Annotated in this window: 10 protein-coding genes; 7 read left to right on the top strand and 3 right to left on the bottom strand. The window is 39.4% G+C overall.

Features of this window, described 5'->3' with window-relative positions; all coding sequences use genetic code 11:
• Positions 1 to 51: 51 nt before the first annotated feature.
• From HEQ28_RS08170 to HEQ28_RS08145, 6 genes are all read left to right on the top strand, one after another.
• Entirely contained in the window at positions 52 to 552 is a 501-nt protein-coding gene (locus tag HEQ28_RS08170) for a glucosaminidase domain-containing protein (protein WP_434501775.1), read from the top strand.
• A 125-nt stretch (positions 553 to 677) separates the two neighbouring features.
• The gene (locus HEQ28_RS08165; RefSeq protein ID WP_434501774.1) at positions 678 to 2,414 is read left to right on the top strand and encodes a polysaccharide lyase; all 1,737 of its coding nucleotides are present in this window, start codon (positions 678 to 680) and stop codon (positions 2,412 to 2,414) included.
• A gap of 19 nt (positions 2,415 to 2,433) precedes the next feature.
• Positions 2,434 to 3,042: a DUF3826 domain-containing protein gene (locus tag HEQ28_RS08160; protein WP_434504440.1), complete on the top strand. Its 609-nt coding sequence runs from the start codon at positions 2,434 to 2,436 to the stop codon at positions 3,040 to 3,042.
• Positions 3,043 to 3,054: 12 nt separating this feature from the next.
• The gene (locus HEQ28_RS08155) at positions 3,055 to 6,009 is read left to right on the top strand and encodes a DUF6298 domain-containing protein (RefSeq protein ID WP_434501773.1); all 2,955 of its coding nucleotides are present in this window, start codon (positions 3,055 to 3,057) and stop codon (positions 6,007 to 6,009) included.
• 132 nt (positions 6,010 to 6,141) lie between these two features.
• The gene (locus HEQ28_RS08150; RefSeq protein WP_434501772.1) at positions 6,142 to 6,702 is read left to right on the top strand and encodes an RNA polymerase sigma factor; all 561 of its coding nucleotides are present in this window, start codon (positions 6,142 to 6,144) and stop codon (positions 6,700 to 6,702) included.
• Positions 6,703 to 6,714: 12 nt separating this feature from the next.
• Entirely contained in the window at positions 6,715 to 8,964 is a 2,250-nt protein-coding gene (locus HEQ28_RS08145; protein WP_434501771.1) for a DUF5703 domain-containing protein, read from the top strand.
• A gap of 23 nt (positions 8,965 to 8,987) precedes the next feature.
• On the opposite strand, the gene HEQ28_RS08140 is transcribed toward HEQ28_RS08145, so the two are convergent.
• From HEQ28_RS08140 to HEQ28_RS08130, 3 genes are read right to left on the bottom strand one after another with little or no spacing between them, the layout of a single operon-like run.
• On the bottom strand, positions 8,988 to 10,010 hold the full coding sequence (locus tag HEQ28_RS08140) for an L-rhamnose/proton symporter RhaT (RefSeq protein WP_434501770.1): 1,023 nt from the start codon (positions 10,008 to 10,010) through the stop codon (positions 8,988 to 8,990).
• 3 nt (positions 10,011 to 10,013) lie between these two features.
• Positions 10,014 to 11,267 (bottom strand): L-rhamnose isomerase, encoded by a 1,254-nt coding sequence (locus HEQ28_RS08135; protein WP_207155013.1) that lies wholly within the window; start codon positions 11,265 to 11,267, stop codon positions 10,014 to 10,016.
• Positions 11,268 to 11,281: 14 nt separating this feature from the next.
• Entirely contained in the window at positions 11,282 to 12,757 is a 1,476-nt protein-coding gene (locus HEQ28_RS08130; RefSeq protein ID WP_434501769.1) for a rhamnulokinase, read from the bottom strand.
• A gap of 137 nt (positions 12,758 to 12,894) precedes the next feature.
• Here HEQ28_RS08130 and HEQ28_RS08125 point away from each other — a divergent pair, with 137 nt between their 5' ends.
• Complete coding sequence (locus tag HEQ28_RS08125) at positions 12,895 to 13,770, top strand: helix-turn-helix domain-containing protein (protein WP_434501768.1); 876 nt, start codon at positions 12,895 to 12,897, stop codon at positions 13,768 to 13,770.
• The last annotated feature ends 5 nt before the right edge of the window (positions 13,771 to 13,775 follow it).

The raw sequence follows: 13,775 nt of genomic DNA, 5'->3' as shown, positions 1-13,775 counted from the left end.
TTTTTCTTGATAATACAATAAACCAAAAAATATAGCGTTTTTTTTATTGGTATGGCAATAAATAGAAAATTACTTATAATTATATACGCGCTTTTATTATCATTGGAAATTCAAGCTCAGCAATATGAGCCTGATGCGCTCCCTGCTGTCGCACCTATTGATAAGACATGTGATAGTCTAGCTGAACTTGAAATGAAAAGCGACAGCGATTATATAATGAATGACATTGCGTTGACAGCTGAAAATGTGTTGGCGATGTTGCAGAAATATGATGTTAAATTTCCTAAGATTGTATTGGCTCAGGCATTATTGGAAACAGGTAACTTTTCGAGTGAGCTATGTCGTGTGAATCATAATCTCTTTGGACTTCGTCATCCTTCTGATGGTAGCTATTATGTTTTTAATAAGTGGGAAGAAAGCGTGAAGAGTTATCGTGATGACGTACAGTATAAATATACAGATGGGGATTATTATTCTTTTCTAAGTCGTATTGGTTATGCTGAAGACCGCAACTATACAAGCAAAGTGAGGCGTATTGCCAATACGTTGTAACCTTAATCACGAACTTATACAAATAGACTTTTAAAAATAAATATCTATTTTTTGTTTTAGTTGATATTACATTTTTTGCTTTAGTTCGTCTTTATATCAGAACAAACAAAAAATGATAATATAAAATGAAACAGAAACTATTACTTGCAGCATGCGCAATGATATTGGCCCCGGTTGCAGCCGAAGCACAATATCCAAGCATAACAGATGCTGCGAAAGCTAAGATTGATTCTTTACAGAAAGTGTGGACTGCACATTCTGATTCTGCATGGGCTGTTGCTTTTCCTATTGTAAAGAAAGAAGCTATGGAAGGACGTTCTTATGTGCCTTGGGCTTTCCGTCCTTACGACTTGAAACAATCAAAGATTCCTTCCTTCCCTGGTGCAGAAGGTGGCGGTATGTACACTTTTGGTGGCCGTGGTGGTAAGGTGATTACCGTGAGCAATCTTAATGATGATGGAATAGGTTCTTTCAGATGGGCTTGTGAACAAGGCGGCGCACGTATTATCGTATTCAACGTAAGTGGTATTATAAAATTGAAGACTCCTATAATTGTACGTGCTCCATATATTACAATTGCTGGACAGAGTGCACCTGGTGATGGAGTATGTATCGCTGGTGAAAGTTTTCAGGTTAATACCCATGACGTTGTAGTTCGTCACATGCGTTTCCGTCGTGGCAATACACATGTATGGTATCGCGAGGACTCTTTCGGTGGAAATCCAGTTGGAAACATCATGATAGACCATTGCTCTTGCGAATGGGGACTTGATGAGAATATTTCATTCTATCGTCACATGTTTGATCTTGGTGATGCTATTGGTAGCCGCAAGGAACCGACAGTAAACGTAACAATACAGAATACTATTTCAGCTAAATCTCTTGATACATATAATCATGCATTTGGAAGTACGATAGGTGGAGAGAATGCTTCATTTATGAGAAACCTATGGGCAGACAATACAGGAAGAAATCCGTCAATAGGATGGGGTGGAGTATTCAACTTTGTAAATAATGTGATTTATAACTGGGTACATCGTACTGCCGATGGAGGCGAATTCTCAACAATGTCCAACTTTGTAAACAACTATTACAAGCCAGGACCATTGACTCCAAAAGACAGTAATGTTGGTTGGCGTATTATAAAGTCTGAAAGCCGTAGCGGTAAGCTATTTCCTTTCAAGCAGTTTGGTAGAGTATATGCCGATGGTAATATTGTAGAAGGATATGATGCAATAACAAAGAATAACTGGGCTGGTGGTATACAGACAGCCGATAAGGATGGCGATCTCGCTGAAGACGAATTGGCTATTATGCATTCAAAAGAACCTTTTGTAATGCCTCATATGACAATTCTTCCAAACGATCAGACATTTGACTACGTATTAAATAATGTAGGTGCTACAATTCCTAAGCGTGATATCGTGGATCAAAGAGTCATTGATGAAGTTCGTACGGGAAATGCATATTACGAAAAGAAACTACCTAAGGTAAATCCTTATGGTGATCTTTGGGGACTTAGTCCTAAATCACAGGCACCTGATGGTTCATTTAAGTATCGTCGTCTTGCAAAAGATTCATATAAAGAAGGTATCATAACAGATCCACGTCAGATGGGCGGATATCCACAATATAAGGGTAAGCCTTATAAGGACAGTGACAAAGATGGTATGCCTGATGAATGGGAAATCGCAAACGGATTAAATCCAAATGATCCTTCAGACGCAGTAAAGGATTGCACTGGTGACGGATATACAAATATTGAAAAGTATATTAACGGTATCAGTACAAAAGAAAAGACTGATTGGACCAATTTGAAAAATAATCATGATACTCTTGCCGAAAAGGGTAAATTGATGTAAACGTAGATATATCATGATTATCAAAAAAAGATTATTACTCGGTGTATTTGCTATAATGTGCGGATGTCTTTGCGCTGCAGGTCAAGTTAAACTTGACAGCGCAGGACGTGACGCTAACTATGTGAAGTCTATAACCGAGCGTTCAATAAAAATAGTTGATGGACTTAATATAAATGATGGTAACGTACGCAATAATGTACTAAATATCATTTGTAACCGTTATTTTAAATTGAACGACATATACGATAAAAACAAAGATCGCAATGCGATTGATGCCGAATTGTATAAGCATCATTTCGAGTTTGCTGCAGATCTAGCAAACTATGTCAACGATGCTCAGATAGAAGCCATAAAGGACGGAATGACTTACGGTGTTGTTCCAAAAACTTATAAGGCGCATCTTGAAATGATACCAGGACTAAAAGAAAATGAAAAACTTCAGATTCTTAATTGGTTGAAGGAAGCTCGTGAATTTGCTATTGATGCAAGTGATTCAAAAAGCAAGCACGCTTGGTTTGGTAAATATAAAGGACGTATAAACAACTGGCTTGCAACTCGTGGGTATGACCTGAAAAGTGAGCGAGATGGTTGGTATAAGCGTATTGAGGCAGCAAAGAAACAGAAATAATTACGTTTTTTGATGAAAAAGATAATTGCCATATTGGTGTTTATGATTGGGGTTGCGTGTTCTTATGCGCAACCCTTCCCATTAGATTACAGTTATGTGGGTTACCACATGTCGCAACAACCCATTCCCAATGCAGATGTAAAAGTGTATGTGGGATGGCATGCTGGTGATCAAAGTTCACGCATACAGAAAGCCATTGATTATGTGGCTTCATTGAAACCTGATAGAAAAACAGGTTTGCGTGGTGCCGTACTCTTAGGTAAGGGATGCTATGAATTGTCTGAACCTTTGCGTATACAAGCTTCAGGAGTTGTGATTCGTGGAACTGTAAAAGGTGAAACGGTATTGTTGAAGAAAGGTGTAGACCGTGGAGCAGTTGTATATGTTGAAGGAAAGAATAATCGTATAGTAACAGATACTATTCAAGGTAATGCCAAAAAAGACGATGATGTAATTATCGTAAGGAAGTCTACTCAGAAATGGATAGACCTTATGAAATGTGGTAACTTTGGCGGCGGTCTGGATTTGGGCTATTGGGGATGGCATCCTGGTGAAGTCGATTTGGAATTCACTAGAAAGATTACTGGTATTGTAAACGGAAAACCATCTTTTGATGCTCCATTGCCTATATCTTACGACAAAGACTGCATGATGCTTCGTTATACTTGGAGTGGTAGAATAGAGAATTCTGGTATAGAAAATATCACTGTTGAGTCTGATTATGACAAGGCATATCCTAAGGATGAAGATCATGCTTGGAATGGCGTTTATCTTGCTAATGCAATCAACTGTTGGGTTAGGATGGTTGATTTCAAACATTTGGCAGGTTCGGCTGTCGTTATACAGCGCAGTGGTAGTCAGATTACTGTTGAGGATTGCAAATCGTTGTCTCCAGTTTCTGAGATTGGTGGTTATCGACGTCGCACATTCCTTACGTTTGGCGAGAAATGTCTTTTCCAAAGACTATATAGTGAACATGGCATCAACGACTTCGCTGCAGGCTATATAGCTGCTGGTCCAAATGCTTTTGTTCAGTGTGACAGTTATGAGTCATTAGGATTCAGTGGTTCTGTTGGAAGTTTTGCCTCAGGTCTGCTTTTCGATGATGTAAATATAGATGGCAATGATATAAAACTGTGTAATCTTGGTATAGAGAAATACGGTACAGGTTGGAATTCTACAAACTCAACAGTATATCAGAGTACTGCAAGTGGTATCTTTGCCGACAGTCTTCCTGACGGAACAAATAATTATGTATATGGATGTTGGGCGCAATTTTGTGGAACAGGTTTCTTTGATGAATCAAATAACCATGTAAAACCTTGGAGTCTTTTTGCGTCGCAGTTGAGTAAACGTTTGGGTAGAGATGTAAGCGGAATAACCAGAACACTGGAGCGAAATACCGAAGCATCAAGTAGTCCTACTGTAGAGCAAGCTCAGATTATGATGGCTAATGCAAAATTCCCACGTATCACAATGCACTCTTGGATAGACAGTGCTAAATTTGTTGCCAATGTATCTCCGACAGGAACTAAAAATGTTGATGCAATAAAAATCGCTAACACGACTGCTGTTGCTAAACATGAATATGCTATAGTGAATGGAAAGATTCTTGTTGATGGAAGCCTCCTTGTTGGTGGTAGACATAACAGTCCATGGTGGAGCGGAAGAGTAAAATATTCAGTATTTTCTAAACTTCCTTATGCCGTTACACGATTTGTTCCGGGAATGGAAATGTATGGTACTACAGATCGAATGGATAGTGTTATCCTAAATATGAAGCGTGACAATAATGTTGTATATAGTCAGAATTACGGACTGTGGTATGATCGCAGACGTGATGACCACGAACGTGTGCGCAGACGTGACGGCGATGTTTGGGGACCTTTCTATGAACAGCCTTTTGCACGCAGTGGCAAGGATACAGCTTGGGACGGATTGAGCAAATACGATCTTTCAAGACCTAACAAATGGTATTTCTATCGTCTAGGAAAGTTCGCTGACAGTGAGGCTGATAATGGAATGCTATTGATAAATCAGCATTATTTTCAGCATAACATATTGGAAGCTGGTGCGCATTGGGTTGATTGTCCTTGGCGTACAGCAAACAATATTAATAATACAGGATTTCCAGAACCTGTGCCTTTCACTGCTGATAAGAGAATCTTTATGGCAGATTATTTTTATGATGTGAATAACAGTCATCTTCGTGAACTGCATCGTAAATATATATATGGAGTTCTTGATGCTTTTGCCGATAAACCGAATGTTATTCATTCGATAGGAGAGGAGTTTACAGGACCTTTCAAGTTCGTTAAGTTCTGGTTGCAGACAATATCTGAATGGGAACATGAACACAACAAAAAGGTTTTTGTATCGCTTGCCGTAAATAAAGATGTTCAGGATTCTATAATGCAGGATAAGGAGTTGGCAAAGACGGTTGATATAATAAATATTGAACAATGGTTTTATAACAGTCGTGGATTGTATGCACCTAAAGGTGGTTTGAATCTTGCTCCTCGTCAAGCTTTGCGTAATGGAAGGACTGGAAGTGTTAGTTTTGGCGATGTCTATCGTGGCGTTTCTGAATGTCGTAATGCATGGCGTGATAAGGCTGTTATGTATTATGCCAATAACTATACTGAAATGTCATGGGCTGTATTGATGGCTGGTGGCTCTTGTCCTGACCTTCCTGTTACTGATAAACAGTTCTTGCATAGTGTTGCAGGAATGCAACCTACTTTTCACAAAGATAATGTTTATTTGATTAATGATGAAAAGAAGGATGCTGTAGCATATATCGGAACGGATAAGAATACTGTTAGTATTTCTCTTTCTAATGGAATTTATGATATTTATCAGATAGATTCTAAGAGTGGAGAGATGAAAAAGATAGATACTGGAGTATCAGTAAAGGGCAATTATCTTCTTTCTTCAAAAGGTATCTATTGGTTAAGAAAAAGATGATAATACACTTGTAATGGTAATAAAAATGGGGAAAATACCAATTTTTCCCATTTTTATATCTGATTTTACATGATCTTAAAAGGTTATTTAGGTACATTTGCAATTGATAATTAAAACCTAAAATATACCTAAATGACTTCTTCTACTATTAACAACGAAAAGAGTTCGCTTGTTTTACTGAAAGCTTACCAGTTTGGTGATGATGCTGCCTTCTCTGAATTATATAGTATGTATGTTCAGACAATGTTGAATTATGGTCGTTGCATCACGTCTGATGTGGAACTTATAAAGGACTGCATACAAGATGTGTTTGTAAAGATGCTCGATCGTAGAGATTCCTTAAAGATTACTTCGGTAAGTTCTTATTTAATTGTATCTTTGCGTAACCGTCTGCTTGATGAGTTTCGCAAGGCATCATATAATAATGTAACAGACTTGGACAGAGCTACTAATATGCGTATGGCTGATGATGTAGAAAAGGCCTATTTAGATGCTGAGAATGAACGATTGGGACATGCAAAGATTGTGTATCTTTTGAATGCCTTGACCCCAAGACAGCGTGAGGCTTTCCAACTTTACTATCTTGATGAACGCAAGTATGATGAAATATGTGATATCATGAATATGAACTATCATTCAGTGCGTAATCTTGTTCATCGAGGAATGATAAAGCTACGAACTGCAGCCGTATAAAAAAGAAATACAATGAGAAAACTGTTTTTACTTTTATTATTTATTCCGCTTTTTGTTTGGGGACAACCCGCAGATGTAGTTTGGCATAGCCAGAGTCGTAATTCGTCAGAATCAATGCCTGTTGGCGGAGGAAGTATCGGAATGAATGTATGGGTAGAAAATGGTGATATATATTTTTATTTGAGTCGAAGTGGATCTTTTGATGAGAATAATACTCTCTTAAAGCAAGGTCGCTTTCGTATAAGACTGACTCCAAATCTTAACACAACACACAACTTCTCACAGCGATTGGTGGTCAATGACGGATATGCTGTGATTTCAGATGGTAACATTTCTGTTAAACTTTGGGCTGATGTATTCAAACCAGTTGTTCATGTTAGTGTTGACAGTAAAAAGGCGGTAGCTGTTGAATATGAATATCATAATTGGCGCTATCGTAATCGGGAAATAGGTAAAAAAGAAAGTTTTCAGACATCATATAAATTTGGTGTACCGAGTGGAGTTGTTACGTCTCATGATGTGATAACTCCATCTGATTGTGGAATTACTTTTTACCATCAGAATCCAGATACTACAGTTTTTGATGCAACTGTTGCACAACAACATCTTTTGCCATATAAGGCAGAGATGTATAATCCGCTGAAAGACTTAATATTCGGTGGGAAGATATTTGGTAGCAACATTAAATATTCCAGAACTTGTGATGGAGTATATGACAATATTGATTATCGAAGCTATAATCTAAGTTCACGTTCTGCTTCAAAACATCATGAACTTTGTATAGCTTTAACAGATAATCAGGGAACAGTTGCCGAATGGAATAATAAACTTGATGGCATTATAAAAGCTATAAATGTTAGCCGTGATACTAAGTCTTCTGTAACATGGTGGCATAAATGGTGGCAGCGCAGTTATATAGAAGGAGAGGGAGAAGCCGAAGAGATTACTCGAAACTACACTCTTTTCAGATATATGATGGGATGTAATGCTCTTGGTGACTGGCCAACGAAATTCAATGGTGGACTTTTCTGCTTTGATCCTTCTTATGTTAAATCTGATTTCCCTTTTACTCCTGATTATCGCAGATGGGGTGGTGGAACTCATACTGCACAGAATCAGCGACTGCTTTATTGGCCTATGCTTAAAAGCGGAGATTATGATGCCATGAAAAGCCAACTTGATTTTTATGTACGTATTCTTCATAATGCAGAATTGCGCAGTAAGGTTTATTGGCATCATGGTGGTGCCGCATTTACCGAACAATTAGAGAATTTCGGACTTCCTGAATATGATGAATATGGAACAAAGCGCCCTGATGGTTTTGATTCAGGACTTGAATACAATGCTTGGTTGGAATATACATGGGACACCGTGCTGGAGTTTTGTCAAATGGGACTAGACGCACATAGTTATGGTGGCGTAGACATCTCAAAATATGTGCCTTGGATTGAATCTTCGCTTGATTTCTTTGAACAGCATTATCGTTATGTGGCTTCACGTAACGGGCGCAAGCAACTCGACGATAATGGTCACTTATTGATATATCCTGGTTCCGGCGCTGAGACATTCAAGATGGCTTATAATCCAACTTCAACAGTATGCGGACTAAAAACGGTGACTGATAATCTTGTTAAATACTTATCTGGTGTTGGAACTGATAGTACTACTATAGCACGTTATAAGACAATGTCTTCATTATGGCCAGATATTTCATTTAGATATGTTGATAATCATAAGGTCATTTCACCTGCTGTTGTCTGGGCGCGTGTAAACAATACCGAACCGACAATGCTTTATCCCGTATTTCCTTGGCGAATGTTTGGTGTTGGGCGTGACAGTCTTAACGTAGCCGTCGATACATGGAAATACGATCCTTATGTGAACAAGTTTAATGGTTATGCAGGTTGGGAACAGACAAATATCTGGGCTGCATGTCTTGGACTTACTGATGAAGCCGTAAAATGGAATACTTTGAAATTGAAAAGTGGTCCACATCGCTTTCCTGCTTTCTGGGGACCTGGACATGATTGGACGCCCGATCATAATTGGGGCGGTTCTGGAATGATTGGTATTCAGGAGATGTTACTTCAGGAAGTAGGTGATAAAATTATACTGTTCCCTGCTTGGCCCAAGTCATGGAATGTGAAATTCAAACTTCATTGCAGTCGTGGCACAATTGTGGAGGCTGAAATGAAACAAGGCAAGGCACATATTATAAGTGTATATCCAAAAAACCGCATCAAAGACATTACTGTACAATGATGCGGCATGGATGCAATTAGTTATTATTTGTTTATCATATCAATGATCTGCGGAAGGAAACATGATATAACAAGTATCAATATTCCTGTTATCAATACAACGATAGTTTTGCTAGAACATCCTTTCCACTCTTTTAGGATGATTCCCCATATATTAGAGAATACAACGTTAAGAGCCATCAGAATGCAGAATGCGAATGTGAGCAGAGCTGGACTTTCTGAAAGGAATCCTTTTCCAAGTGAAAGACCGAAGAACTGACTGTACCATAGTCCGCCTGCAAGCAGACAAAACAAAACATTGTTTACCCATACGTTTGATTTACCATAGTCATTCCATGTATGATTCTTCTGGTTTTGATAGAAGCAATATATCGCATTTGTGATAAATCCTCCTAGCGTAACCAAGAATGTAACAGGTAATGATATGAACATTGGGTTTACACCTTCGAAATGAAGGTCGGCACCTTGTGCAAGTCCGATGTTGAAACATGCCGACATGAAACCAGCCAATAAAGCTACAGTGATTCCTTTTGTGAAGTTGAAGTCCTTTACAGCTTCACGCTTTTCCTCATCTGACAGTGAAGCCGATTTCATAGAACCAGCTATTCCTATTATTGCAATACCGACTAGAGTTACTACGACACCAACTATTACAGATGTTGTAAGGTCGCTAGCATGTCCTGTAAAGAGCGGAGCTAATATCGTTCCAAGTCCGGCACATGTTCCAAGTGCTATTGACTGACCGAGAGCAACTCCCAGATATCTCATAGACAAACCGAAAGTAAGTCCGCCGATACCCCATAACACGCCATAGAGCATTGTCATAATTGTGGCATGCATATCCTGACTGAACAATTCTATCATTGAATGTCCGGCAGGTATTGCAAGCATTGCTCCCAAAAAAGGGAGCAGGAGCCAGGCAAATACTCCCTGGACAATCCAGTAGCTTTCCCAACTCCAGTTCTTTATCTTATTAATAGGAACGTAGCAGCTTGACTGGCAAAACGCTCCTATCGCAATGATAATAAGTCCTAATGCAATATTCATTGTTTACGCTCTCTTTGAAAGAACATCCTTTTCATATTGCTGAACATCTGCTATAAACTCTTCGCCTACAGGTATATTATGCTTCATGTTGAAGTAATCGTATACTGCACCGAATGGAAGAGATTTAGCTTCTTCAAGAAGAGCAAGGCGCTCAAACCACTGTCCCTTATCCTCGTACTCACGGAGTTTTGCCAAAGGTTCAAGAAGTGCAGAAAGAACACTCTTCTGTGTTGCTCTTGTTCCTACGATGTATGCACCGATACGGTTAATACTTGCATCAAAGTAATCAAGTCCGATGTGAACTCTGTTAAGTGCGTTTGCACGTGTAATTTCCTTGAACAAGTCTAGAGTCTGATCGTTCATTATTGTTACGTGATCGCTATCCCATCTGATTGGACGGCTTACGTGAAGCATCAATTCTGGTACAAATAGCAATAGCGAAGCAGCCATATCGCTAACATTCTCTGTTTGCTCGTAGTGACCAGTATCAAGTGTGTACATCACGTTGTTCTTTGCGCAATAACTTGCATAGAAGTCGTGAGAACCTACTGTGTAGCTTTCCATTCCGATACCGAATAGTTTTGCTTCAAGACATGGTTTCATGTCTGGCAAGTTCTCTGCAAGAATTTCGTCAAGACTGTTTTTAAGAATCTCACGATAGCGGTTGCGCTCAACAGTGATATCCTTCATACCGTCGTGTACCCAGATGTTCATGATACAAGGGTCGTTCTGTGCCTTACCCATTGCATCTGCAATGCGACGACAACGTTTTGTGTGCTCAATCCAGAAATCACGTATGCTCTTGTCTGGATTTGAAAGAGATAGGTATCCGCTCTTTGGGTGAGAGAAACTTGTTGAGTTGAAATCAAGTTTCAATCCGTTTTCCTTAGCCCAGTCAATCCATCCCTGGAAATGCTTAACCTCAACCTCATCACGGTCAACGAATTTATTTCCGAATTCACCGTATGTCTCGTGAAGGTTCAGGCGGAATGTTCCACCAAGAAGTGATGTAACCTTATTTATATCTTGACGAAGTTCGTCGATGTTGCGTGCGCGCCCTGGGTAGTTACCTGTAGTCTGAATACCACCAGAAAGAGCTTCGTTACGCTCAAATCCCACTACATCGTCAGCTTGCCAGCAATGAAGTGATATTGGAGTCTTCTCCAATGTTTCAAGAGCCTTGTCTGTGTCTATGCCAAGTGCAGCGTAACGCTCTTTGGCAATTTGATAGTTCTTTTCAATTAGTTCTGAATTCATAATTTTAGGTTTTATTATTTTGTTATTTTTAAATATTTATCGTAAGCTTCATCCCAGATTGCCTTGTCTTCTGGCTCGAATATGTTTAGCTGAACAGAGTCGGCAATAAGCTTTCTCATATCCCAAACATCTTTTACCAATCCTGCCGCTTTTGCCTGCATCATAATGTTGCCAATAGCTGTAGCTTCCTGTGGACCGGCAAGTACAGTAACGCCACATGAATTTGCAGTAAACTGATTCAAGTATTTGTTAAGTGAACCTCCACCGATGATATGTAAAGCCTTGATGTCGAAATCGGCAAAGTCTTTCAGCCATTCCAATACCTGTCTATAACGTAGTGCAAGTGAATCGAATATGCAACGGCATATCTCGGCATATCCTTCAGGCACGTGTTCACCGTGATCGGCACAATATTTCTTTATTGCTTCAACCATAGAAGTAGGATTAGCGAATACTGCGTCATCAGGATTAATAAGACTTCTGAAACCTTCCACTTTCATGGCCTCGTTAAGTAGTTCGGCATGTCCCATATCCTTTGTCTCGTGCCATTCTTTTCTGCAACTTTCATACAACCACATACCGCAGATATTTTTTAGGAATCTTGTCGTTCCCTCAATACCGCCTTCGTTAGTGAAGTTAAGTTTGTAGCTTTCTTCATTTATGATAGCGTCTTTTGTTTCAATACCCATAAGGCTCCAAGTACCAGAACTAAGATAAGCGAAATGCTCGTCTTCAGCAGGTACGGCAGCTACAGCACTTGCAGTGTCGTGTCCAGCTACAGCTACAACAGGTATATCACCAAGTCCTGTAATATTCTTAACCTCATCGCTTAGGTTTCCTATCACAGTTCCAGGAGCTGTCATTTTACCGAATTGCTCACGTTTCAGTCCAAGTGTTTCAAGCAATTCTTTTGAAATGTCACCTTCTTTTGGATTAAGCAGTTGTGAAGTAGAGCATACAGTATATTCGCAGATAGCTTTTCCTGTGAGCATGTAACTCAATGCGTCAGGTATGAACATAATCTTGTCTGCACCAGCAAGAGCATCATTCTTAGCTTTCTTCATGGCGTAAAGCTGGAAAATTGAATTGAAGTTCATCAATTGTATTCCAGTTATTCCATAAACGTCTTTTTTAGACATCTGCTCATCGAAGTATTCCTCCATCGTGTTCATTGTGTGAGGGTCACGATAGGCTAGTGGATTGCGAAGAATGTTTCCGTCTTTACCCGTGCATACAAAGTCGCATCCCCAAGTGTCAATACCGATGCTTTCAATCTTTATATTACGCTCGGCTACGATTTTCAGACTCTTTATTATCTCATTGTATAGGGCAAATATATCCCAATACACATGTCCGCCTGTAGAAATCAGATTGTTGTCGAAACGTGTTAGCTCATCCATTTTCACCTTTCCGTCTTCCAGAAAGCCAACGATTGTTCGTCCGCTTGTTGCTCCAAGGTCAACGGCAAAGAAGTGTTTTAGATTTTCCATTGTTTGTAGGTTAGTGTTTATTATGGTGGCAAAGATAGTAAATCAGTGATGTGACAGACTAGATTTTTTGATTTTAAACCCATAATTTTTGTCATTACCATGTTTTTTGATAACTTTGCACAATACAATTTGGTAACATGAAAAAGTTTAAATATCTGGTTACTGATACCAAGGACTTGCTGTGGGGGCTGAATGTCGACACTGTTGGTTATGAGGAGAATCTTCCTGGTGAGGATTATCCAACACATGGTCATGCCGATGGCTTCTACTTCAATGTTGCCAAAGGGCGCATATTGCAAGAATATCAGATGCTTTACGTCAAAGAGGGTGGTGGTATGTTCAAGTCTCATAGTGTGGGAGAAGTTGAATTGCGCAGTGGCGATATATTTCTTCTCTTTCCTGGTGAATGGCATAGTTATCATCCCAATACTAATACTGGTTGGAAATGTTATTGGCTTGGATTTAAGGGACGCAACATGGACGATCGTGTAAATGCAGATTTCTTGTCTCCAGAACATCCTATATATCACGTGGGTTATTCAAGTGAGATTATCCGCATGCTTGATATGGCTTTGCATGTAGCAGACGAGGAGGCTATACATTCTCAACAGGTGCTTGCCGGAATAACTAACTATCTTATCGGGTTGATGTATTCTCTAGAATGCAGCAATCAGTTGCAACAGAATTTTGTGCATACTGATATAGTGAATCGTGCCCGTCAGATGATACGTGAGACATTGGAAGATGGAACGACTATTCAGGAGATTGCAGTGCGATTGGGAATGAGTTATTCTAATTTCAGAAAGATATTCAAGGAGTTCACTGGTTTTTCTCCGTCTATGTATCAGCAGGACTTGAAGTTGCAGCGTGCCAAGGATCTATTGGCGACTACAGATATGACGATAAAGGAAATTGCTTATCAGCTTAATTTCGAGTCTCCTGATTATTTTTCGTCTAAGTTCAGACTGAAGACAGGACTTAAACCGAGTGAGTTTCGTGGTAACGAAAGATAATATAT

This window comes from Prevotella sp., from assembly GCF_051059605.1.
Classification (GTDB): Bacteria; Bacteroidota; Bacteroidia; order Bacteroidales; family Bacteroidaceae; genus Prevotella.
The sequence above is the reverse complement of the archived record's forward strand: the minus strand, read 5'-3'. Positions and strand labels throughout refer to the sequence as shown.